Origin of the sequence: Streptomyces sp. NPDC018833 (assembly GCF_044390825.1) — a bacterium.
In the GTDB taxonomy this organism is placed as follows: Bacteria; Actinomycetota; Actinomycetes; order Streptomycetales; family Streptomycetaceae; genus Streptomyces.
On the sequence record NZ_JBIRZM010000001.1, the window covers coordinates 227,623 to 249,464 of the forward strand.

The window sequence follows — 21,842 nt, forward strand, 5'->3', positions numbered from 1 at the left end:
ACGGATACGTGGCCAAGCTCACGCTCGCGCAGTTGGAGCGCCATCTCTTCGCCGCCGCGGACATCCTCCGCGGCACGATGGACGCCTCCGAGTACAAGGACTACATCTTCGGCCTGCTGTTCCTGAAGCGGGCGAACGACGAGTTCGAGGCGGCGCGGGAGCGGATCAAGGAGCAGGCGGCGAACGATCTCGGCCTGTCCGGGGAGCTGCTGGAGAGCTACCTGGAAGATGCTGCTCCGTACAGCGAGCGGGATGTGCTCTTCGTCCCGAAGAATGCCCGATGGAAGTGGATCTCCTCCGGCACCCACAACATCAACGAGGAGCGGCTGCGTCCCGCGCTCCAGGCCCTGGAAGGCCAGAACAGCAAGCTCAAGGGCCTCTTCGACCAGCTCGACTTCAACCGCATCGGCGGCTCGGGCGCGACGGCGGGTGCGGCGAAGCTCGCCGACAAGCGGCTGGAGCTGCTGATCGCCCACTTCGGGCGGGTGCGGCTGAGGACCGACGACTTCGAGTTCCCGGATCTGATCGGCGCCGCGTACGAGTACCTGATCAAGGAGTTCGCGGACTCGGCCGGCCGCAAGGGCGGCGAGTTCTACACCCCGCGTGCGGTGGTCCGCATGATGGTCGAACTCCTCGGCCCGAAGCAGGGCATGCGGATCTACGACCCGTGCGTCGGCTCGGGCGGCATGCTCATCCACGCCAAGGAGCATGTGGAGGAACACGGGGGCGACACCTCGGACATGTTCTTCGCCGGCCAGGACGCCAACAGCGGGTCCTGGATCATGTCCACGATGAACATGGTGCTGCACGGTGTCAGCACCCGGTTCGACCTGCGGACGGGTGACACGCTGTCGGAGCCGGCCCATGCGCCGAAGTCGGACGCGGACCGCTACGACGGGGTGCTGAGCAACCCGCCGTTCTCGATGGACTACGTGTTCGCCGACCTCGTGCACAAAGAGGGGCGTGCGCGCTACGGCGTGACCAGCGAACGCGGCAAGGCCGACCTGATGTTCCTCCAGCACATGCTGTGGATGACCAAGCGCGAGGGGCGCGGCGGCATGGTCATCACCGTCATGCCGCACGGTGTGCTGTTCCGAGGGGGAGGAGAACAGGAAATCCGCACGGCGCTCCTCGACGAGGACGCGATCGAGGCGGTCATCGGCCTCGCTCCGAACCTCTTCTACGGGACCGGCATCCCGGCCTGCATCCTGGTGCTCCGCCCGCCGGGCAAGAAGGACCCCGAGCGGGCGGGCAAGGTCCTGTTCATCAACGCGGACCGTGAGTACCACAAGGAGTCGGCACAGAACGTGCTGCTCCCCGAGCACGCCGAGAAGATCGTCACCACGTTCCGCGCGTACGCGGAAGTGCCCGGCTTCTCGCGCCTGGTCTCGCGAGACGAGCTGCGGGAGAACGACGACAATCTCAACATCCGCCGCTACGTGGACAACACCCCGCCGCCGGAACCGCAGGATGTGAAGGCGCACCTGGTGGGCGGGATGCCGCGCGCCGAGATCGAGGCGAAGCAGGATCTGCTGGACGCGTACGAGGTCCGACTGGAGGATCTTTTCGCCGAGCGGGAGCCGGTGGATCCGGCGTATGTGGACTTCTTCCCGGAGGGCGAGCGCCCGGATGCAGCACGGCTGGCCGAGCTCGCGCGGCCCCGCGAGGAGGCGCTGCGGGGCGCGTTCGCCAAATGGTGGGAGGAGGAGGCTCGCCACTTGGAGGCCGTGGCGGCAACCCCGGAGCGGCTTGCCGACATGACGGCCTCGGAGCGCAAGGCGGGGCTGATGGCCGTGCGCGCGTCACTGATCGAGTCGTTCGTGGAGCGGCTGGGCGGCATCGGCCTGCTCGACCGGTACGCGCTGGCGGGCGCGGTGGCCGGCTGGTGGTACGAGGCCAAGTACGACCTGCTGGCCTTGTCGGAGAACGGCTTTGCGGGAGTGCTGGACGGCTGGGTCGAGAACGTCGAGACGATGCTCGCGCCGGAGCAGGACCCGAAGACGCGGAAGCTGCGGAAGCGTACGTCGGCGGAGCGGCGTCAGGCCTACGACCACAAGGTGGTCGGGGCGATCGCCCCGGACTTCCTGGAGGAGTTGGCGGAGGCGGACGCGCGCAAGGCGGAGCTGGATGCGCGCTGGAAGGAGCTCAACGCGGAGCCGGAGTCGCCGGAGGACGGCGAGGGCGGGGACGGCGGCGACGCGCCCGCGCGGGAGGAAGCCGAGCTGAGCGTTGAGCAGCTGGCGGAGCTGGCGCACGTGAAGAAGGAGCGCACGAAGGCGGCGGCGCGGATCAAGAAGCTTGAGGCCGAGTTCTGGTTCCCGTGGCCCAGCGACCCGCCGAAGCTGGACGAGGAGCCGCCGCGCCTGAACGCGGCCCGGCGGAAGCTCGCGGAAGACCCGGAGGGGGAGCGTCGGGTGGTGCTTGAGCTGCTGCGGGACGATTTGGCCGGGAAGCTGGACGGACATGTGGTACGTCGGCGGCGGGAGTTGGTCGACGCGTATGGGGTCTGGGCGGACAAGTACGCGGTGTCGTTGAAGGAGATCCGCGCGGAGCGGGAGCGGGCGGCGGAGAAGCTGGACGGGTTTCTGGAGGAGATTGGCCATGGCGGCTGAGAGCTGGGAGCAGGTGCCTCTGGGGGCGGTCGTTACGGAAATCCGAAACGGTACTTCTCCAGTGGAAAGTCAAACGTGGACTGGCGTGCAGATGCTGGGGCTTGGCTGCCTCACGCTGAATGGGTTCCAGCCGCGCCAGCTCAAGCATGCCCCATCGGCTTCGCTCGGCCAGCACACGGCAGTACTGCGCGACGGGGATCTTCTTGTTAGCCGCGCCAACACTCGGGAACTGGTTGGGGTGGCAGGGATCTACCGGGATATCGGAACTCCCTGCATCTATCCCGACCTGATGATGCGGCTTCGGTCATCTGAGGAGTATGTGCCGGAGTTTCTTGAGATTGTGCTCCGTGCACCGAAAGCTAGAAGGCGAATTGCCGCATTGGCTCAAGGTACGTCCGACAGCATGGTCAAGATCTCTGGTGCAGCACTCAGACGCGTACCAGTTCCGGTTATTCCGATGCGTGAGCAGCAACGGATCGTCGAGTTGGTCGACGCAGTGTCGGCTCAGGAGCGTGCCATCGAAGATTCGATCACGAAACTTCGCCGCGTGCGACAGGGAGCACTGTTGGCCGCTATGGCCCCTCTGGGCGGCAATGAGTCACTCAAAGGATGGGCTCGGATGCCGCTCAAGGACATTGTGCCCACGGCTGAGTACGGCGTCTCTGAAGCACTTGACCGAGACTCCCGAGGCATTGCGGTCCTCCGCATGAACAACCTGGAGTCTGGTCGCCCGGAGCTCTCTGACTTGCGGTACAGCCCGGTGCCCCTCCCTGCAAGGCTCGAACTCAGCCACGGCGACGTGCTGTTCAACCGGACGAACAGCATTGATCACATCGGGAAGTCTGCAATGTGGCGCGGGGAGATCCCCAAGGCCTCGTTCGCTTCCTATTTGGTGCGCATCAACCCAGACGCGTCTCGACTGATCCCGGAGTATCTAGTCGAGTGGCTCATGCACCCGCTGGTCCGGCAGCGAGTGCGGTCCATCTCGACTGTCGCGGTTCAACAGGTCAACGTGAACCCCACTCGGCTCCGTGAGCTAGTAATCGATATGCCGATCGACCTTGGTGAACAGCGGCGTATCGTCGATTCGCTGTATGCGTGCGATGCGCAGATCTCCGGCGAGCAAGAGGAGTTGCGCAAGCTGCGTGCGCTGAAGACGGGGCTTGTGGACGATCTGCTGAGCGGGAAAGCCTGATCCTGCGAAACGCCGGGCGTCGATCGGTCAGGTGAGGAACTCGTTGCCCTTCGTAGCTGTGACGAACGTTGACCAGCAAGCGACTGGGAAGACCAACGCGGGACCGTGCGGGGTTTTGGAGTCGCGCACCGGGACGCCCGATGGGTAGTCGTCCAGGACCTCCACACAACTGCCCCCGTCACCGCTGCTGTACGACGACTTGCGCCAGCCGTTCAGTGCGGCTGCGTTCGGGATGGTGTGGTCAGTCATATTGCCCGTATTCCTTTGCCGTCGCTCTCAGTAGGGCGACCGATTCCTGGCGGGGGAGCGCGTCGCCCAAGGCGAGAGTGTAGGTGCGCTGCAACGTCTCAACCAGGGCAGGGGAGTCGTGCAACCTGCCCATGAGGACACCCTCGCCGTAGGCGACCGGGGGCTGGTCGTTGAACATCATCAGCGACAGCATCCCCTGGAGCAGCTGGTGGTAGCCGACTCCGAAGGGAAGGACGTGCACGCGAACGCGCTCGTTCTCCGCCAGGCGGACGATGTGGGTCAGTTGCTCCGCCATGATCTCGGGGCTTCCGACACGGCGGCGCAGCACCGCCTCGTCCAGGAGGACACAGACTAGCGGCGTAACTGGGTTGGAGAGGACCTTTCCTCGCTCCAGCCGTGTGACAAGGAGCCTGTCACATTCCTCTTCACTCCGGGGTGGGAACCCAGGCCGCAGAACCGCACGGGCGTACGCCTCGGTCTGCAGGATGCCTGGCACGAGGGACAGTGCGAACTCCAGGATCACCGTCGCCTGTTGTTCGAGCTGACGCGCCGCCTCGAAGTAGTCCGCGACCGCCACGTCCTCTTCCGGCAGGAAGCTGCTCAGTACGTTTCCCGTGTTCAGCGCCCTGTCCAGCCTCCGCGCGTCCTCCTTCGACGGGATGCGCCGGCCCGCCTCGATGTGGGCGATGTGCGAACGCGTCATGATCGCCGACTCGGCCAGCTCCTGTTGCGTGAGGCCGACTGCCTCACGTTGGGCCTTCAACCATTCCCCATACATGTTGCTCATCGTCAACTCCCTTGTGACAAACGCTCTGTCACACCGAACCCCCTGGTCAGGGTAGCCCGAGCGGTCTCACGCTGTGAGTGAATCGCTACAGAGCGAAGCACCGGCCCAACGGCTCGGTGGAGATGCATGCGCAAGACCCCCGCGACCGTGGCGACGGTCCGGGGGCGTGGCCCTCAACTGACACAGGAGTTGACGATGTGTTGCACCGTATCGCCCGCCTGCTCGATCCGCTGCTGCGGCTCCTCTGGCCGGCCCCGCCCGGACGCCACCGGGCGCATGGCACCCCGCCCGAGTGCGGCCGTAACGCCGCAACCGTCCCGCCATATCCCACCTGCGCCCCACGCCCGTACTACCGGGGCGAGGACAGTCCGCTCGTCCGCCCCTACCTCGTTGCCCACGAACAGCAACGCGCCGAGGCCCGCCGACAAAGGGCCCGCCGCCGTGCCCTGTGGCTCGCCGTGCACGGCATCGACATCGGCCCGCGCGTCATCCACGGAATGGAGGTGACGGCATGACCCGTCACATCAGCGAAGTCGTCCGCCTGCTCCCGTGGGGCGGCCCAGAAGGCAAACCCTGCTATCTCCTCGGAGACGGCAACGGCTATGTCTCCCGAGTCGCTGACAATGTCGAGAGCGTCCAGCTCGGCATGGCGACCGACCTCCTCGACCATGTCGACGACCTGCTGCGTGACCGCCAGGCCACGCCTGAACAACTTCGCTACGTCGTGGCCCGCATGGCCGAGTCGCTGCGCGATGTGCACCGCATCGCCCGGAGCCGAGGTGCGCGGCTGGCTCATGTCCCGGGAGGCGCTGAAGGACCCGCATAGTGCTCTGCCGCCTGAACTCGCCCCCGCCTGCCACCCATTGGCGCAGAATGGATCACCTGAGCGGGCGCGGCGGTGGCGACGGCAAGGCAGAGGGGCGCGGGGCATGGCGGCGATGCAGGTCGAGCGGGACGAGGTGGAGCGGCCGATCGTCGCGCAGCTCAAGGCGATGGGATGGGAGCACGTCCGCGGCAAGGAGATCGGCACGCTGGACGCCACGCTGCCCCTGCTCGCCGACAAAGCGGGCGCGGCCCTGCGCCGTATCAACAGGCGTGCGACAGACGGCAAGCCGTGGATGGACGACACAGACGTCAAACGGTCCCTCACCGAGCTGGCCTCCGTCTCCCTCGGGGAGGGTGTCGACAAGGCGAACTTCGCCGCCACCGACCTGCTTCTCAGCGGTCTGCTCCTCGCCGGCCCGTCGTCCGCGCACGGCGGGCCCTCGGCGACCGTGCAGTACATCGAGTGGCACGAAGAGCGGCTCGGCCTCAACGAGTTCACCGTCGTCGACCAGCTCCGCGTAAGGAACCGTTCCGGCGAGGAGTCGATCCTCGACATCGTCCTGTTCGTGAACGGCATCCCGCTCGTCGCCGTCGAGTGCAAGAGCCCCGACCTCGCCGACCCGATCCGCAGTGCCGTCCTCGATCTGCGGCACTACGCGGGCGCCCCGCTCGCGGACGACGAGCGTGACGGCTCCGACCTGCCGCAGCCCGCCGGTGTACCCGAACTGTTCCGCACCGTGCAGCTACTGGTGGCGGCCACCGCCGAGACGGCGTACCTCGGTACCGTCACTTCCACACCTGAGCACTTCCACCCATGGCGCAGCGTCGAACCGGAAGACAAGGCGACGCTCAGCGCCGAACTGCCCGACGGCATCGGCAAGCTCAACGAGCGGCACAAGCTCGTCGGCGTCGTGCTGCGGCCCGCCGCGCTGCTCACCGTCGTACGGCACTACATCATCCCCCTGCCGGTCGAGACGGACTCCGGCGGGACCCGAATGGTCAAGGCGGTCGCCCGGCACCAGCAGTACCGGGCCGCGGAGAAGGCCGTCCGCAAACTGCTCAACGGCAGGACGCGGGGCGGATCCGTCCCGGAGGACGAGCGCGGCGGAGTCATCTGGCATACGCAGGGCTCCGGCAAGAGCCTGACCATGACGTTCCTCGTACGCCGGATGCATCTGCACCACCGGCTCAGTGAGTTCACCGTGGTCGTGGTCACCGACCGCAGACAGCTGCAGGACCAGCTCTCCCGCACGCTCAAGCTGAGCGAGTCCGACGTCGAGACGGCCGAGACGGCGACCCAGATGGAAGGACTGCTCCGCGACGGCGGCCGACGCGTCGTCTTCGCGATGATCCAGAAGTACGGGGCGGGCGGTTTCACCTTCGCCGGGGAGACCGAAGGGGGCGGGGACGACCGGAACCTGGCCCAGGAGTACGAGGACGCCGAACGCGCCCGGCGTGAGCGCCGGGCCGCCAAGCTGCCGCCGGTGCCGAACTTCCCCGAGTGCAACACGTCGCCCGACATCCTCGTCCTCGTCGACGAGGCCCACCGCTCGCACACCAGCCTGCTGCACGCGGCCCTGCGCAAGGCGATCCCCAACGCGGCGAAGATCGGTTTCACCGGCACTCCGATCATGACCGGCCAGACCGAGGACACCCGCCGCATCTTCAGCGGTGGACCCGACCGGAGGTTCCTCGACACCTACCGGATGGCGGACGCCGAGCGCGACGGCGTCGTCGTGCGCATCCGCTACGAGGGGCGCACGGGCGAGGGGAAGATCTTCGAAAAGGACGGGCTGGACCAGGGCTTCGAGGACCTGATCCGGGACCGTACGCCGGAGGAACGCGCCGAACTGCTGCGGCGCTGGCCCACCGAACGGGACGTCGCCGAGTCCCGGCCGATGATCCGGGCCAAGGCCGAGGACATGCTGGAGCACTGGGTGACCTGGGTGCTGCCTGGTGGCGGTTTCAAGGCGCAGGTCGCTGCCCTCAGTCGCAAGGCGGCCGTCGAGTACCACCACGCGCTGCGCGCGGCTCGCGACAACCTCATGGCCGAACTGGCCGCCTTCCGGCCGGAGTCGGTCGCCGGTATCCCGGTCGAGGAACTGCCCAGGCGAACGCGGTACCTGTTCCAGGCGCATCAGTACCGCTCCCTGCTGCGCCGGATCGACTTCGTACCGGTCATCTCCCCGGACGCGGAGCGCAAGCGCCGCCGCTGGCTCCACTGGACGGATCCGGTGCGGCAGGCGGCCTACATCGAGCGCTTCCACAAGGTGTTCCCCGCTGTGCCGCCGGAGCCCGACTGGGTCCTGACCACCCCGTTCCACGTGCCCGCACCGGACATGCCGGGGCCGGACGGGATGGGAGACCATCCGTGGTCGCAGGAAGAGGCCGGGCAACAGGAGGTGAAGGCGGGCACCGTGCCCGACCCCGTGCACCCCGAGAGCCCCATAGCGTTCCTCATCGTCAAGTCCATGCTGCTCACCGGGTTCGATGCGCCCCGCGAACAGGTCCTCTACCTGGACCGGCCCATCCGGGACGCCGAGCTGCTCCAGGCCGTGGCCCGGGTGAACCGGCCCATGCCGGGCAAGGAGATCGGCTATGTCGTCGACTACTACGGCGTCTTCGAGCATCTGACCGGGGCCCTCGCCGACTACCAGCAGGCCGACGTCGACGACACGATGCGCAGCATGTCCGACGAGATCGACGGCCTTGAGCCGGCCGCGGAGTCCGTGCGCCGGTATCTCGCCGCACACGGCATCGACGACGCGGACCTCACGGACTTCGACGCCGTCCGCTCCGCCGCCCTGTCCTTCGACGACGAGGCGGTGCGTTTCGGCTACGACGAGGTGCTGCACAAGTTCCTCACCGCACTGGAGCGTGTGCTGCCGCACGAGCATGGTCTGAAGTACGTGGGCGAGGCGCGGCGCTGGGGCATCCTGCAGAAGCGCATCCGCACCCTCCACCGTGACGGTCCGGGCGGCAGGTTCACCATGCGCACCTACGGCCGTAAGGTCCGCGCGATGATCGCCGACCATCTGGAGGGGCCGGAGATCGACGAGGTCATCGCGCCCGTCTCGCTGTCGTCCCCGCTCTTCGACGAGAAGGTGTGCGCGATGCCCCCGCGTGAGGCGGCGGCCGAAATGGGGCACGCTCTCCGCTTCCACTTGGAGGAACGGGTCAAGCGCGAGGACCCGGAGAAGTACGACCGGCTCTCCGAGCGGCTGGAGGAGATCCTGCGCGAGATGCCCGGACGCTTCGAGGAGCAGATCGAGGAGTTCGGTCCGCTCTTCGAAGAGGCACGCCGCCAGGAAGAAGAGGACCCGAGGCTGGCCGGGCTCAGTTCGCTGGAGCAACGGGTGTACCGGCTGCTGGACAAGGAACTGGACGAGACACCAGGAGTCGCACGTGGCGACGGGGACATCCGGCCTCTCGTCGGCGCTGTCTGCGATGTCGCTGCCCAGACCATGGGCAAGGCGTCCTACCAGGGGCAGCACCAGGACCTCAGCGCCCTGGCTCTGGACATCCAGCAGCAGCTCATCAAGGGTGGTCTGAGGCCCGCCGCCACGGACTGGGCACCGCTGAAGGCGGTCGCGGAAAGGCTTGCCGCCTACGCCGCGCGGAACCAAGCGCAGTTTCTGGCCAGGTCCCGGGGAGAATAGGCCGGGTGACCGTCATCACCGCCGACCGCAATTCGCCGGCCCTCACCGAGGGGGACCGGCTCGCCGTGGACGGTTTGGCACTGAACGTCCGGGTCAGTCCTCGCCGCAAACGGTTCGCGCTGACCGTGGAGATGGACGCAGTGCTGACGCTGCATGCGCCGGAAGGCTGCCCCGCGGCCGACGCGGAGCGGTTCGTGCGCGCTCACAGGTCCTGGCTGATGACCAAGCTTGCTCTGCGAGAGCGGACCCGCCCGCTCAATCCTGCCAAGCGCCTTGTCGAGGGCGAGATCTTTCGGTACCTCGGGCGGACATACCGTCTCACCATCGATCCGGACCGCCCGGCAGACACCGAGGTCCGTCTGGTCGCCGGACGCCTCATAGTGAGCGAGGAGCAGGCAGCGGAGCCGGACCGCGGCAGGGCGGCTCTCGTCGACTGGTACTGCCGGGTGGGCAGCGCCTGGGCTGCGGGGCGACTTCAGCCGTGGGCGGCCAGAATGGCGGTCGCCGAGCCGGAACTGCATGTGAGCGACCTCGGCGGGCGCTGGGGCAGCTACCGGCCGGGTGAAGGGGAGCGCGGCGCAGGTCGGATGAGCCTCGGGTGGCCCCTCTTCCAGCTTCCGATGCACCTCGTGGACTATGTGGTCGCACACGAGCTGGCGCATGTGCGGGTGCCTGGGCACCGTGCGGACTTCTGGCGGCTGGTCGGCCAGGCGCTGCCTGAGTACGAGGAGCGGCGAGCCGAGCTGGACGAACTGGGGCGGCGGATGTGGATGGGCGAGATCGCGTAGCCCGAACTGGTACACCGCCCGGCAGTTCCGCTCAGGCCGACGGGGGATCGTCGCCGTCGTAGGCGGCGAGTGCCGCCTGGCGGAAATCGAGCAGTTCGACCAGGTCCTGGGGCGTCAGGTGTTCCTGGGCCAGCTTCACCGTCGCCCTGCCCTCCGTCGCCGCCCATGCGTGCCGGGCGCGCTTGTTGGCCCTGCGGCGGGTGTCGCTGCGGAGGAAGCCCGCGCCCGCCGCGAAACCGGCCGAGGCGAGGGCGAGCAGCGCCGCGGGGACGCGGGCGTCCGCCGTGGCCAGGCCCGCCGCTCCGGCCGTGCCGGCGAGGAGGGCCGCGGGGAAGCCGAGGGCGATGTCGGCCTTCGTCCAGAACTCCGCCCGGCGATGGGCGAGTTCCTTCTGGCGTGTCGCTTCGTCGCGCAGTCGCACGATCTCTTCGCGCAGGCGCCGTGCGGGCTCGTCCGGGTCCAGCAGCACGGTTCCGTCATCGGGAGTGGCCATGCAGGAATTCCAACACACCTGAGGGCGAAGGGAGTTGGGTTTGTTTCCACAGTCCTCCGGCAGGAGAGTCGTGGGCTTCCCACGGAACCCCTGTCGCCGAAGAGCCGTGGGCTCCCCGCGAAACCTGGACCTCCGGTACTCACCCGTGCCGCAGCGCGAACCACAGCTCCATCCGGACGTCCACGTCGTCCAGGTCCTCCTCCAGCAGCCTCGCGGCGCGTGCGATGCGCTGGCGCACCGTGTTGCGGTGGATGTCCATCGCCGCCGCCGTGCGGTCCCAGCTGCCGTGCAGCGACAGCCAGGTGCGCAGCGTCTCGACGAGCACGGGGGAGTCGGTCAGCGGCGCGAGGCGCAGGCGTGCCTCGCCGGGTGAGAGGGGGGCCGTCTCCCGGTGCCGGACCAGATCCCTGCGCGTCGCGACGGCGTGCCGTACGGCACGTGCGGCCTGGGTGTCGGCAGCGGGCAGGGCGGCCGGGTCGGACGGGGCGCTGATGCCGAGCGTCCAGCCGGGCTGCGCGGTGACCTCGCGGGCGGCGGGGAGAAGGATCCGTACGGAGCCGTCCGCGTCGGGGTCGACCAGCGCGCTGCCGAGTGCCGCGCCGAGCGCCGTGGCGGCGAAGGCGGTGCGGTCGCCGCCGCGTGCGTGGACCACGGTCCACGGGCCGGGGCCGAGGAGCGGGGCCGTGGCGGCGGGGCTCGCGCCGAGCAGCAGCCGTACGAGCGCGGCGCTGCGGCTGCCCGCGTCCGTGCCCTGCTGGGGAGCGGTGAGCAGGGAGAGCAGGACGACGGCGACTCCGGCGACGGTGTGGTCCCCGGCCTCCCTGGCCGGCGTGGCCAGGCCCAGGACCAGGCCCTCGCCTCCGCCGAGCGCGTATGCGGACAGGTGGCCGGCGTCCACGAGGTCCGTCGCGGAGGCCGGGGCCGGACGCGGGGAGGCGCCGGGGCTGACCACCCGTGCCAGGCGGGCCACCCCCGCCACCGCGTCCGGCCCCGGTTCGCGGCCCGCCGCGTACAGCCGGGTGCCGTCGGCGTCCAGCAGGACCGCCCACCCCTCCAGCCGCACCGCCAGTTGGTGCAGCACCGCGGGGACCGGGTCGGGGCGGGCGGCCGCCGCGGCCAGACCCTGCTGCGCCTGCGTCACCCGGCGCAGCTCGCGGTGGCGTGCCTCTGCCATCAGCCGCCACATGGCACGTGCGACGGCCGTGAACGTGGTGCGTGGCGGCACCTCCAGAAGGGGCAGTCCGCGCCGGTCGCACGCGTCGACCAGCTCGGCCGGAACCGTGTCGTACACGGGCGCGAGCCCGAATCCGAGCGCCGCGGCCCCCGCTTCGACGATCCGCGCCACGTACCGGTCGGCGTCCTTCAGCAGTACGCCCGCGCTCAGCAGCAGCTCGCCGCCCAGCAGATACGGATACGGGTCCGCCATCTCGGAGGTGTGGACCATGTGCACGGCCGTGCCCTCGGCCGCCGGCGGGCCCGCGACCTGCCGTAGCCCCAGATCCGCGTCGGCGAGCAGCGAGGCCAGGGGGATCGGCGGGGTGGGCGGGGCAGCTGCGGGCTCAGGCATGGACAATCCATCCACTCGGGGCGGAGAGGGTGGATAAAAAGTACACTTCTGCGACTCTTTCCGGCCACCTACCGTCGACTCTCACAAGCGCGCGTCAGGACCGTTCCGGGGGACGAGACGGAAGGAAAGCCGATGGCTGTCGACTACGCAGTGATCGTCGTCTATCTGGCCGGCATGCTCGGCATGGGCTGGTGGGGCATGCGCCGTGCCAAGTCCAAGAGCGAGTTCCTGGTCGCGGGCCGCCGCCTCGGCCCGTGGATGTACTCCGGGACCATGGCCGCCATCGTCCTCGGCGGCGCGTCCACCATCGGCGGCGTCGGCCTCGGCTACAAGTACGGACTCTCGGGCGCCTGGATGGTCTTCACCATCGGACTCGGACTGCTCGCCCTGTCCGTCCTCTTCTCCGCGCGCATCGCCCGGCTGAAGGTCTACACCGTCTCCGAGATGCTCGACCTGCGCTACGGCGGCACGGCGGGCGTCATCTCCGGCGTCGTGATGTGGGCGTACACGCTGATGCTCGCCGTCACCTCGACCATCGCGTACGCCACGATCTTCGACGTGCTCTTCGACATCAACCGCGCCGCCTCGATCGTCCTCGGCGGCGCGATCGTCGTCGCCTACTCGACCCTCGGCGGCATGTGGTCGATCACCCTCACCGACATGGTGCAGTTCGTCGTCAAGACGATCGGTGTGCTGCTGCTCCTGCTGCCCATCGCGGTCGTCAAGGCGGGCGGCTTCAGCGAGATGAAGGCCGCGCTGCCCACCGACTACTTCGCCCCGCTCGGCATCGGCGGCGAGACGATCTTCACCTACGTCCTGATCTACACCTTCGGCATGCTGATCGGGCAGGACATCTGGCAGCGGGTGTTCACCGCGCGCAGCGACAAGGTCGCCCGCTACGGCGGCACCGTGGCCGGCACGTACTGCCTGGTGTACGCCCTCGCCGGCGCCGTCATCGGTACGGCCGCCAAGGTCCTCTACCCCGATCTCGCCAACGCCGACGACGCCTTCGCCACCATCGTCAAGGACGAACTGCCCATGGGCGTGCGCGGCCTGGTGCTCGCGGCGGCCCTCGCCGCCGTCATGTCGACCTCGTCCGGCGCACTGATCGCCTGCGCCACCGTCGCCAACAACGACATCTGGTCGCGGCTGCGCGGCCTCGCGCACAGGGAACGCGCGCACGACGAGGTGAAGGGCAACCGCGCCTTCATCCTCCTCATGGGCATCGCCGTCATCTGCGTCGCCATCGCGCTCAACAACGTCGTCGAAGCGCTGACCGTGGCCTACAACCTGCTCGTCGGCGGCCTGCTCGTGCCCATCCTCGGCGGCCTGCTGTGGAAGCGCGGCACCGTGCAGGGCGCGCTCGCCTCCGTGGTCGTCGGCGGCCTCTCGGTCATCGGCCTGATGGCGGTGTACGGCATCCTCGCCAACCAGCCCGTCTACTACGGCCTGCTCTCCTCGCTCGCCGCCTACGTGATCATCAGCCTGCTGACCCGCCCGACGGACGCCGCGGTGCTCGCGAACTGGCGCGAGCGCCTCGCGGGCCGCGGCGGCGACGAGACGGAGGCGGGGACCCCGGCGGCCGAGCCCGCCACCGCGAACAGTTAAAGTCGTACAAACGCACCAAAAATATCTGTAAGCGCAACGAAGCGCGAGAAGGAAGGCATCCCTATGAGCAGCAACGAGCAGCCGCGCGGTCCGATCGACTCGTCCCGCATCCCGCGGTACGCCGGACCCGCCACGTTCGCCCGGCTGCCCCGGCTCGACGAGGTCGGCACCGCCGACGTCGCCGTCGTCGGCGTCCCCTTCGACTCCGGGGTCTCCTACCGACCCGGTGCGCGCTTCGGCGGCAACGCCATCCGTGAGGCGTCGAGGCTCCTGCGCCCCTACAACCCGGCGCAGGACGCCTCGCCCTTCGCGCTCGCCCAGGTCGCCGACGCCGGCGACATCGCGGCCAACCCGTTCAACATCCACGAGGCCGTCGAGACCGTCGAGGCCGCGGCGGACGACCTGCTCGGCACCGGCGCGCGGATGATGACGCTCGGCGGTGACCACACCATCGCCCTGCCGCTGCTGCGCGCCGTCGCCAAGAAGCACGGCCCGGTCGCCCTGCTCCACTTCGACGCGCACCTGGACACCTGGGACACGTACTTCGGCGCGGAGTACACGCACGGCACCCCGTTCCGCCGGGCCGTCGAGGAGGGCATCCTCGACACCGAGGCGCTGTCCCACGTCGGCACCCGCGGCCCCCTGTACGGCAAGCAGGACCTGACCGACGACGAGAAGATGGGCTTCGGCATCGTCACCTCCGCCGACATCTACCGCCGCGGTGCCGACGAGGTCGCCGACCAGCTGCGCCAGCGCATCGGCGACCGCCCGCTCTACATCTCCATCGACATCGACTGCCTCGACCCCGCGCACGCGCCCGGCACCGGCACCCCGGAGGCGGGCGGCATGACCTCCCGCGAGCTCCTGGAGATCCTGCGCGGCCTCGCCTCCTGCAACCTGGTCTCGGCGGACGTGGTGGAGGTGGCCCCGGCGTACGACCACGCCGAGATCACCGCCGTCGCCGCCTCGCACACGGCCTACGAGCTGACGACGATCATGTCCCGCCAGATCGCGGAGGCCAGGAACACGGAGGCCGGGAACACGGAGGCCGGGAACACGGAGGCCAGGAACACGGAGGCCGGGACCAAGTGACCCACGACCACGACCTGGTGCTGCGGCCCACCGCCGCCCAGATTGAGGCCGCGCTGAACCCGCCCGCCGGGCGCAACGGCGGTGACCTCGTCGTCGAGACCCTCCAAGGACTCGGCGCGACAACCGTCTTCGGCCTGCCCGGCCAGCACGCGCTCGGCATGTTCGACGCGCTGCGCCGCTCGTCGCTGAGCTACGTCGGGCTGCGCGTAGAGAACAACGCGGGCTTCGCCGCCGACGCCTACGGCCGCATCACCGGCGAGGCGGCACCGTTGCTGCTGTCCACCGGCCCTGGCGCCCTGATGTCGCTCGCCGCGCTCCAGGAGTCCGCCGCAGCGTCGGCGCCCGTGCTCGCGATCGGCAGTCAGGTCCCCACGGCCGGACTCGGCGGCGGGCGCCACGGCTACCTGCACGAACTGCGCGACCAGCAGGCGTCGTTCCGCGACATCGTCAAGTCCGTGCACACCGTGCGCACCGCCTCGCAGATCCCGTCGGCGATCGCGGCGGCGTGGGAGTCGGCGCTGACCGCGCCGCACGGACCGGTCTGGGTCGAGATCCCGCAGGACGTGCTGCTCGCCGAGACCACCCTGCCGGTCGTCACGGCGATGGACGCCGGGCCCGAGGACGTCGTACCGCGCCCCGAACTGACCGCCGTCGCCGCGCACCTGCTGTCCACCGCCACCCGCCCGGTGATCGTCGCGGGCGGCGGAGTCGTACGCTCCGACGCGTCCGGCAAGCTGCGCGCGCTCGCCGAGAGGATCGACGCACCGGTCGTCACCACCTTCGGCGGCAAGGGCGCGTTCCCCTGGGAGCACCCGCTGTCCCTCCAGTCCTGGCTGGAGGACCGCCATACGACCGACTTCCTGGAGTCGGCCGACGTGCTGCTCGTCGTCGGCTCCGGCCTCGGCGAACTGTCGTCGAACTACCACACGTTCGCCCCGCGCGGCCGCGTGATCCAGATCGATGCCGACCTCGGCAAGCTGGAGTCCAACCACGCCGGCCTCGGCATCCACGCGGACGCCCGCCTCGCGCTGTCCGCTCTGCTGGAGACGGTGGAGGAGCGCCGCGACCCGTCGGCCGCCGACGCCGTACGCGAGGTCCTCGCCAAGGTCGGCGACCGGATCGCCGCCCAGGAACTGACCCTGGAGCAGCAGATCCTCGCCTCCGTGCGCGAGGCACTGCCGGACGACTCGCCCAGCTTCTGGGACATGACGATCCTCGCGTACTGGGCCTGGTCCGCCTTCGACGCCCGCCGCCCGAACACGATGCACTCCGCCCAGGGCGCCGGCGGCCTCGGCTACGGCTTCCCGGCCGCGCTCGGCGCGGCAGCCGCCGACCCCACGCGTCCCGTCCTCGCCGTCTCGGGCGACGGCGGCGCGATGTACTCGATCGCGGAGCTCGCCACGGCCCGCCAGTACGACCTGCCGGTCACCTGGCTGATCGTGGACGACGGCGGCTACGGCATCCTGCGCGAGTACATGACGGACGCGTTCGGCAGGGCGACGGCGACGGAACTGGCGCGTCCGGACTTCGTGGCGCTCGCCGAGTCCTTCGGCGTGCCGGCGACCCGTACGACCCCGGAGACGCTGTCCGAGGACCTGGCCAAGGCCCTGGCCCAGCCCGGCCCCTCGGTGGTGGTGCTCCCGGCCCTGCTGCGGATGTTCGCGCCGACGCACCTCTGACCGACCCGCCCGCCGGCCCCGCCCCGGCGACCCGGTCCGCCGACCCCGCCGCCCGACTCCCCCGGGGCGGCGGGGTCCGGCTCGTGGGGCAGGCCGCGGTCCGTCAGGTCGTGGCGGCGAACGAATGGTGCTCGTGCGCGACCACCCAGCGGCCCCGCTCCCTGCGGAGTCCCATGGTCAGCCGCAGCCGAGTCTCCGGGTGCTCGGCCAGCTCCTTCGGGGTCCCGCAGCGCAGCAGCGCGTGCGCGAAGGCGACGTCGTCGCCGGCGGTGACGTCGAGGGACAGGATCTCGAACGACGCGTCCTGCGTCGCCTGCCACCCGAAGAACGGCGGCCATGTCTCGCGGTAGGCGTCGATGCCGCGGATGCCCTCGTGGGGCGGCGGCACGTCGAACATGACGATGTCGTCGGCGTGGTCCACCAGCACGCCTTCCAGATCGCCCTGGTGGACGGCCCGGGCCCACTGCTCGATCAGGGTCCGGATCTGCTGTTCGTCGCTGCCCATGGCACTGCTCCCCTCGACGGCCCCCCGCAGAGGGGACTCGGCCGCGCCGTGGAACTCATCGCTCACGCCGGAGTGACGAACCCCGACTCGTACGCCGCGATGACCGCCTGCGTCCGGTCCCTCGCCCCCAGTTTGGCCAGCACGGCGCTCACGTGCGTCTTGACGGTCTCCGTGCCGACGACCAGCTGCGCGGCGATCTCCGCGTTGGACATGCCCCGTGCCATCAGCCGCAGCACCGCCGCCTCGCGGTCCGTCAGGGCGGCCCGCTCCATCGCCGAGCGTGCCGCCGTGGTCCCGTACTCGGCGGCCAGCGAGCGGACCGCCGCGGGGAAGAGCAGCGACTCGCCCTCCGCGACCAGCCGCACCGCGTGCACGATCTCGGCCGGGCGGGCCCGCTTGAGCAGGAAGCCGTCGGCGCCCGCACGCAGCGCCTCGTACACGTACTCGTCGTTCTCGAACGTCGTGACCACCAGGATCTTGGGCGGGTCGTCGACGGTCCGCAGGACCGCGCGGGTCGCCTCGATACCGTCGAGCAGCGGCATCCGGACGTCCATCGCCACGACGTCCGGCCGCAGTTGCCGTACCAGCGGGATGACGGCCGCGCCGTCCGCGGCCTCGCCGGCCACCTCGATGTCCGGCTGCGCCTCCAGCACGGCACGCAGGCCCGCCCGTACGAGTGGTTCGTCGTCGACAAGCAGTACGGTGATCGGCACCCGCTCAGCGTAGGCCGTCCAGCGGCAGCCCCACCCGCACCCTCCACCGGCCCTCGTGCGGACCCGTCGTCGCCTCCCCACCGAGCAGCGCCGCCCGCTCCCGGATGCCGCGCAGCCCACTGCCGCGGGAGCCCGCCGCGACAGGGGCGACGGGCCCGGCGAGCGCGCTCTGCACCTCCAGCTCGAGCCGGCCGTCCGCGACGGCTATCCGCACGCGCGTCGGCACCGGACCCGCGTGCCGCAGGACATTGGTCAGGGCCTCCTGGACGATGCGGTAGCCCTCCCGGGACACCGGCCCCGGCACCTGCGTCAGCGGGCCGGTCACCTCGGCGTCCACCTCGGCGCCGGACGCGCGCGCCGACTCCAGCAGCCGGTCGGCGTCGGCGAGCGTGGGGCGGCTGCCGACGGGCTGCCCGGACTCGCGCAGCACGAGCAGCACGCGTTCCAGGTCCTCCAGCGCACTGCGCCCGGTCTCCTCGATCGCGGACAGCGCGCGCTCGGTGAACTCCGCGTTCCCCGCCGCCCGTGCCGCACCCGCCTGCACCACCGCCACGGTCAGCGCGTGCCCGATCGAGTCGTGCAGCTCACGGGCGATGCGGTTGCGTTCGAGGAGTTGCTCGGTGCGCTCCTCCAGGGCGGCGAGACGTTCCGCCGCCGAGGGGCCCAGCAGCCGGCGGGCGAGGAAGGCGATCAGCTCGCCGAGCCCGACGACGAAGGCGAGGAGGAGTGCGATCGGTACGGGGACGAGCAGTGCGTACCACCAGTGGCCGTCGCCGGCCGGCAGGGGGACGAGTGAACCCGAGTCGGCGCTGCCGCCGCGCGCCTGCAGCGCGAGGTCGAACGAGAGCCCGAGCAGGTGGACCGTTGCGCGGCCGGTCAGCACCCCGAGGCCGAGCCGGAGTTCCAGCCACAGCACGGTCCGCCACCGGTCCGCCCAGGTCGTCGACGAGGACACGGCGATGCCCGAGGCGTCGTCCTTGTACCCGTACGGCGACAGCAGCAGCCTTGCCTGGAGGCCCTCGACCAGCCGCATCGCCGGAAGGAAACCCAGCAGCGCGAGCGCCATCACCGGCACGTAGAGGGCGTCCTCCGTGATGAAGAGCCACACGCCGATCACGAGGGTGCCGATCAGCAGATGCAGCCAGCGGGTGTAGGTGACCCGCCGGGTCAGCGGGCGGAGGAAGCGGAGCATTCCGTCATCGTGCCAGCGGCTCCGGGGTCCGAGGCTCCCCCGCACGGGGGAGAGGATCTCCACGGACGAGGGAGGCCCGGGCACCCGCCACCCGGCCAGGCTTGCAGCCATGACCAGCATCGACATCACAGACCTCACCAAGGAGTACGGCAGGCGGCGCGCGCTGGACCGCGTGACGTTCACAGTCCGGCCGGGCCGTGTCACCGGCTTCCTCGGGCCCAACGGCGCCGGGAAGTCGACCACCATGCGCCTGGTCCTCGGCCTGGACCGGCCCACCTCGGGAACGGCCACGATCGGCGGGCGTCCCTACGTGGCGCTCGACGAGCCGATGCGGCACGTCGGCGCGCTGCTCGACGCGCAGGCCGCGCACGCGGCGCGGACCGCCCGCGACCATCTGCGCATCCTCGCCGCGGCGGGCCGCATTCCGGCGGCGCGGGTGGACGACGTCCTGGAGCGGACCGGGATCGCGTCCGTCGCCCGGCGCAGGATCCGGACGTTCTCCCTCGGCATGCGCCAGCGGCTCGGGATCGCCGCGGCGCTGCTCGGCGACCCGGCGGTGATCGTGCTGGACGAACCGTCCAACGGCCTCGACCCCCAGGGCATCATCTGGATCCGCGAGCTGATGGGGGACATGGCCCGGGAGGGCAGGACCGTCCTGGTGTCGAGCCATCTGATGGGGGAGACGGCGTCGTTCGCGGACCATCTCGTCGTGCTGGGCCGGGGGCGGCTGCTGGCGGACACCGGGATGCGGGAGTTCGTCGACGCCTGGACCACCCCGCGGGTGCGGCTGCGCACGACGGACGGCGCGCGGCTGCGGGCCGTCCTCACCGGCAGGGGGCTCGCCCCCGTCGAAGGGGAGGACGGCCGGTGGACCGTCGACGGCGCGCGGGTCGAGGACATCGGGCCGCTCGCCGCATGGGAAGGCATCCCGATCCTCGAACTCGCCGCAGAGGAGCCCTCGTTGGAGGACGCATACCTCGCGCTCACCGCCGACGAGGCCGAGTACACCGCCACCCGCCCCGCCCCGGCCGTACAGGAGGCATGAACCATGTCCGTCGTTCCCGCCGCGACCCCGACCCCGACCACCCCGAGCGCCTCGGCCACCCTGTCCGTCCGGCCCGTCCTGCGCTCCGAATGGCTGAAGATCCGCACCGTGCGCTCCCAGTGCCTCACGCTCGCCTCCGTGTTCGCGGCGACCGTCGGGTTCTCGGCCCTGATGTGCGCGACGCTCAGCGCCGAAGAGCTGTCCGAGCCCGGGTTCGACCCCGTCCACATGTCGTTCTTCGGTCTCAACTTCGGCCAGATCGCGGCCGTCTGCTTCGGCTCGATCGCCGTCGCGGGTGAGTACCGCGACGGTGGCATCCGCGTCTCGCTGGCCGCCGTTCCGCGCAGAGGAGTCTTCTGGGCGGCCAAGATCGCGGTGGTCGGACTGCTGGCGCTCGCGGTCGGTCTGGCCACGAGCGCGGCCTGCTTCGCGCTGGGTCAGACGCTCCTGGGCGACGACGGCGTGGGCATCGGCGCACCCGGGGCGCTGCGGGCGGTCGTGGGGTGCGGGCTCTACCTGGCGCTGATCACCCTGTTCGCCGCCGGGCTCGCCGCCCTGCTGCGCAGTGCCCCGGCGGTCATGGGCATCCTCATCCCGTTCCTGTTGATGCTGTCGTTCGTCCTCGGCGACGTGTCGCAGGGCGGCAGCTGGGTCGACTTCCTGCCCGACAGGGCCGGGCAGCAGATCCTCCTCCAGGAGCCGGACGGCCCGCTGGGCTCCTGGACCGGTACCGGCGTCCTGGTGCTGTGGGTGGCGGCGGCCCTGTGGGCGGGCGGCCGGCGGCTGATGCGCCGGGACGCGTGAGGCGCTGCCCGATCACTCCAGCAGTGCGCCGTGAGCGGCCGTGTACGCGGCCATCCGCAGGCGGTACCCCTCGTCGAACCTCTCCGGCTCCTCGTCCCGGAGGAAGCCGGGCAGGTTCCCCTTGGGCGGGAGGCAGTCCGGTATGGCCCGGAACAGCTCGTCGGCCGCCGCGCCGTATGCGCGTCCCCGGCGCCGGGCCCGCACCAGGTGGTCACCCGCCTCGCCGAGCATGCCCGGCAGCCACTTCAGCGGGCTGGTCCTGACCTTGTCGTTCGGGCGCAGGCCCGCCAGCTTCCGATGGGCGGCGCCGAGGGCCTCCAGCGCCCGAAGGGTCGCGTACAGCTGGCCGCAGAGATGACCACGGCTCGGCGGAGCGTCGGGCATGTCCCCTCCCTTCCCTCGCAAGGGTCCGGGCGAATGCCCGCCCGGGCGCCGTCAGTGACTACCCACGGCCGTGTCCGGCGAACCGGCGCCTGCCTGCGGGCCCAGTCCCTCCGGCAGACGCGGCGGAGTCCCCCGCGTCCACACGACACGCAGGGCCGTCGCCGAGATGCGCCAGCCGTCCGCCGTCCTGACCAGCTCCGTCTCCGAGAGGCCGGCGGAGACGAAGACGTCCTTCGAGCCGTCCGCCAGGACGTGGGTGCTCAACTGCGGGCCGCGCGCCGTGGCCCGGTCGCCGTCGATCTCGATCACGGGGCTGCCGCCCAGGTGCACCGTCCGGTCGAACAGGCCCATGGCACGGCCGACCGTCGCCAGCACGGCGTCGCGTCCGTGGACCGTGCCCACGGGCATCTCGGCGGTGACGTCCTCGGTGTGGAAGGCGCCGGCCCACTCCTCGTCGAGGACGTCCTCGTCCAGGGAGCGGAGGTAGCGGGCGAGGAGGTCGGTGATCTCGGCCCGGTCGGTCAGCGCGCGCAGCTCGAGCCGCATCTGGGTGATGTCCATGACCGCGATCCTGGTACCTCGAGCATGATTGAGGTCAAGGGTGGCGCCGGCGCCCTTCGTGGCGTGGGCGCGCCCGTCCCGCAT

At 70.4% G+C, this 21,842-nt stretch carries 20 protein-coding genes; 11 read left to right on the forward strand and 9 right to left on the reverse strand.

From position 1 onward, the window contains the following. Window positions 1-8 precede the first annotated feature (8 nt). Together ACH5AF_RS01035 and ACH5AF_RS01040 are read left to right on the forward strand one after the other, a co-directional pair. Window positions 9-2,612, forward strand: a complete 2,604-nt coding sequence (locus ACH5AF_RS01035) for an N-6 DNA methylase (protein WP_398899168.1) — start codon at window positions 9-11, stop codon at window positions 2,610-2,612. Beyond that, complete coding sequence (locus ACH5AF_RS01040) at window positions 2,602-3,807, forward strand: hypothetical protein (protein WP_398899169.1); 1,206 nt, start codon at window positions 2,602-2,604, stop codon at window positions 3,805-3,807. Before ACH5AF_RS01035 ends, ACH5AF_RS01040 begins: the two co-directional genes overlap by 11 nt. 27 nt (window positions 3,808-3,834) lie before the next feature. Here ACH5AF_RS01040 and ACH5AF_RS01045 read toward each other — a convergent pair whose 3' ends face one another. Further along, window positions 3,835-4,056 (reverse strand): DUF397 domain-containing protein, encoded by a 222-nt coding sequence (locus ACH5AF_RS01045; RefSeq protein WP_398899170.1) that lies wholly within the window; start codon window positions 4,054-4,056, stop codon window positions 3,835-3,837. Beyond that, window positions 4,049-4,843 carry a Scr1 family TA system antitoxin-like transcriptional regulator gene (locus tag ACH5AF_RS01050; protein WP_398899171.1) on the reverse strand — a complete coding sequence of 265 codons (795 nt, stop codon included), beginning with the start codon at window positions 4,841-4,843 and terminating at the stop codon, window positions 4,049-4,051. Before ACH5AF_RS01050 ends, ACH5AF_RS01045 begins: the two co-directional genes overlap by 8 nt. 197 nt (window positions 4,844-5,040) lie before the next feature. On the opposite strand from ACH5AF_RS01050, the gene ACH5AF_RS01055 reads away from it, so the two are divergent. From ACH5AF_RS01055 to ACH5AF_RS01070, 4 genes are all read left to right on the forward strand, one after another. Beyond that, complete coding sequence (locus ACH5AF_RS01055) at window positions 5,041-5,358, forward strand: hypothetical protein (protein ID WP_398899172.1); 318 nt, start codon at window positions 5,041-5,043, stop codon at window positions 5,356-5,358. Further along, window positions 5,355-5,669, forward strand: coding sequence for a hypothetical protein (locus ACH5AF_RS01060; protein WP_398899173.1), 315 nt, complete (start codon window positions 5,355-5,357; stop codon window positions 5,667-5,669). Before ACH5AF_RS01055 ends, ACH5AF_RS01060 begins: the two co-directional genes overlap by 4 nt. 103 nt (window positions 5,670-5,772) lie before the next feature. Then, window positions 5,773-9,327, forward strand: a complete 3,555-nt coding sequence (locus ACH5AF_RS01065; protein WP_398899174.1) for a type I restriction endonuclease subunit R — start codon at window positions 5,773-5,775, stop codon at window positions 9,325-9,327. 5 nt (window positions 9,328-9,332) lie between these two features. Then, window positions 9,333-10,115: a M48 family metallopeptidase gene (locus tag ACH5AF_RS01070; protein WP_398899175.1), complete on the forward strand. Its 783-nt coding sequence runs from the start codon at window positions 9,333-9,335 to the stop codon at window positions 10,113-10,115. Between the two features lie 31 nt (window positions 10,116-10,146). Here the strand turns inward: ACH5AF_RS01070 and ACH5AF_RS01075 are convergent, their stop codons facing one another. Together ACH5AF_RS01075 and ACH5AF_RS01080 are read right to left on the reverse strand one after the other, a co-directional pair. Then, window positions 10,147-10,608, reverse strand: coding sequence for a hypothetical protein (locus tag ACH5AF_RS01075; protein ID WP_398899176.1), 462 nt, complete (start codon window positions 10,606-10,608; stop codon window positions 10,147-10,149). 139 nt (window positions 10,609-10,747) lie between these two features. Further along, window positions 10,748-12,175 (reverse strand): PucR family transcriptional regulator, encoded by a 1,428-nt coding sequence (locus tag ACH5AF_RS01080; protein ID WP_398899177.1) that lies wholly within the window; start codon window positions 12,173-12,175, stop codon window positions 10,748-10,750. Window positions 12,176-12,307: 132 nt separating this feature from the next. On the opposite strand from ACH5AF_RS01080, the gene ACH5AF_RS01085 reads away from it, so the two are divergent. From ACH5AF_RS01085 to ACH5AF_RS01095, 3 genes are all read left to right on the forward strand, one after another. Then, window positions 12,308-13,783: a sodium:solute symporter gene (locus ACH5AF_RS01085; RefSeq protein WP_398899178.1), complete on the forward strand. Its 1,476-nt coding sequence runs from the start codon at window positions 12,308-12,310 to the stop codon at window positions 13,781-13,783. 63 nt (window positions 13,784-13,846) lie between these two features. Further along, complete coding sequence (gene speB / locus ACH5AF_RS01090; protein ID WP_398899179.1) at window positions 13,847-14,875, forward strand: agmatinase; 1,029 nt, start codon at window positions 13,847-13,849, stop codon at window positions 14,873-14,875. Further along, entirely contained in the window at window positions 14,872-16,554 is a 1,683-nt protein-coding gene (locus ACH5AF_RS01095) for a thiamine pyrophosphate-binding protein (RefSeq protein ID WP_398899180.1), read from the forward strand. The genes speB and ACH5AF_RS01095 overlap by 4 nt, the downstream gene beginning before the upstream one ends. A 103-nt stretch (window positions 16,555-16,657) precedes the next feature. On the opposite strand, the gene ACH5AF_RS01100 is transcribed toward ACH5AF_RS01095, so the two are convergent. The 3 genes from ACH5AF_RS01100 to ACH5AF_RS01110 form a co-directional block, all read right to left on the reverse strand. Continuing rightward, window positions 16,658-17,059: a YybH family protein gene (locus ACH5AF_RS01100; protein ID WP_398899182.1), complete on the reverse strand. Its 402-nt coding sequence runs from the start codon at window positions 17,057-17,059 to the stop codon at window positions 16,658-16,660. A 62-nt stretch (window positions 17,060-17,121) separates the two neighbouring features. Further along, window positions 17,122-17,772, reverse strand: a complete 651-nt coding sequence (locus ACH5AF_RS01105; RefSeq protein WP_398899183.1) for a response regulator — start codon at window positions 17,770-17,772, stop codon at window positions 17,122-17,124. Window positions 17,773-17,776: 4 nt separating this feature from the next. Then, complete coding sequence (locus tag ACH5AF_RS01110) at window positions 17,777-18,964, reverse strand: sensor histidine kinase (protein ID WP_398899184.1); 1,188 nt, start codon at window positions 18,962-18,964, stop codon at window positions 17,777-17,779. A 109-nt stretch (window positions 18,965-19,073) separates the two neighbouring features. Between ACH5AF_RS01110 and ACH5AF_RS01115 the strand changes: the two genes are divergently transcribed. Both ACH5AF_RS01115 and ACH5AF_RS01120 read left to right on the forward strand, forming a co-directional pair. Beyond that, entirely contained in the window at window positions 19,074-20,009 is a 936-nt protein-coding gene (locus ACH5AF_RS01115) for an ABC transporter ATP-binding protein (RefSeq protein ID WP_398899185.1), read from the forward strand. A gap of 3 nt (window positions 20,010-20,012) precedes the next feature. Then, window positions 20,013-20,813: an ABC transporter permease gene (locus tag ACH5AF_RS01120; protein ID WP_398899186.1), complete on the forward strand. Its 801-nt coding sequence runs from the start codon at window positions 20,013-20,015 to the stop codon at window positions 20,811-20,813. Window positions 20,814-20,825: 12 nt separating this feature from the next. Here ACH5AF_RS01120 and ACH5AF_RS01125 read toward each other — a convergent pair whose 3' ends face one another. Beyond that, on the reverse strand, window positions 20,826-21,197 hold the full coding sequence (locus tag ACH5AF_RS01125) for a hypothetical protein (protein WP_398899187.1): 372 nt from the start codon (window positions 21,195-21,197) through the stop codon (window positions 20,826-20,828). A gap of 51 nt (window positions 21,198-21,248) precedes the next feature. Then, window positions 21,249-21,758, reverse strand: coding sequence for a nuclear transport factor 2 family protein (locus ACH5AF_RS01130; RefSeq protein ID WP_398899188.1), 510 nt, complete (start codon window positions 21,756-21,758; stop codon window positions 21,249-21,251). Between the last annotated feature and the right edge of the window lie 84 nt (window positions 21,759-21,842).

What these genes read in the sequence shown, in the direction of transcription:
- ACH5AF_RS01115 (WP_398899185.1), top strand. Translation starts at nt 19,074, where the DNA reads ATGACCAGCATCGACATCACAGACCTCACCAAGGAGTACGGCAGGCGG.
- speB (WP_398899179.1), top strand. Translation starts at nt 13,847, where the DNA reads ATGAGCAGCAACGAGCAGCCGCGCGGTCCGATCGACTCGTCCCGCATC.
- ACH5AF_RS01065 (WP_398899174.1), top strand. Translation starts at nt 5,773, where the DNA reads ATGGCGGCGATGCAGGTCGAGCGGGACGAGGTGGAGCGGCCGATCGTC.
- ACH5AF_RS01100 (WP_398899182.1), bottom strand. Translation starts at nt 17,059, where the DNA reads ATGGGCAGCGACGAACAGCAGATCCGGACCCTGATCGAGCAGTGGGCC.
- ACH5AF_RS01125 (WP_398899187.1), bottom strand. Translation starts at nt 21,197, where the DNA reads ATGCCCGACGCTCCGCCGAGCCGTGGTCATCTCTGCGGCCAGCTGTAC.
- ACH5AF_RS01130 (WP_398899188.1), bottom strand. Translation starts at nt 21,758, where the DNA reads ATGGACATCACCCAGATGCGGCTCGAGCTGCGCGCGCTGACCGACCGG.
- ACH5AF_RS01050 (WP_398899171.1), bottom strand. Translation starts at nt 4,843, where the DNA reads ATGAGCAACATGTATGGGGAATGGTTGAAGGCCCAACGTGAGGCAGTC.
- ACH5AF_RS01045 (WP_398899170.1), bottom strand. Translation starts at nt 4,056, where the DNA reads ATGACTGACCACACCATCCCGAACGCAGCCGCACTGAACGGCTGGCGC.
- ACH5AF_RS01075 (WP_398899176.1), bottom strand. Translation starts at nt 10,608, where the DNA reads ATGGCCACTCCCGATGACGGAACCGTGCTGCTGGACCCGGACGAGCCC.
- ACH5AF_RS01040 (WP_398899169.1), top strand. Translation starts at nt 2,602, where the DNA reads ATGGCGGCTGAGAGCTGGGAGCAGGTGCCTCTGGGGGCGGTCGTTACG.
- ACH5AF_RS01120 (WP_398899186.1), top strand. Translation starts at nt 20,013, where the DNA reads ATGTCCGTCGTTCCCGCCGCGACCCCGACCCCGACCACCCCGAGCGCC.
- ACH5AF_RS01080 (WP_398899177.1), bottom strand. Translation starts at nt 12,175, where the DNA reads ATGCCTGAGCCCGCAGCTGCCCCGCCCACCCCGCCGATCCCCCTGGCC.
- ACH5AF_RS01110 (WP_398899184.1), bottom strand. Translation starts at nt 18,964, where the DNA reads ATGCTCCGCTTCCTCCGCCCGCTGACCCGGCGGGTCACCTACACCCGC.
- ACH5AF_RS01060 (WP_398899173.1), top strand. Translation starts at nt 5,355, where the DNA reads ATGACCCGTCACATCAGCGAAGTCGTCCGCCTGCTCCCGTGGGGCGGC.
- ACH5AF_RS01085 (WP_398899178.1), top strand. Translation starts at nt 12,308, where the DNA reads ATGGCTGTCGACTACGCAGTGATCGTCGTCTATCTGGCCGGCATGCTC.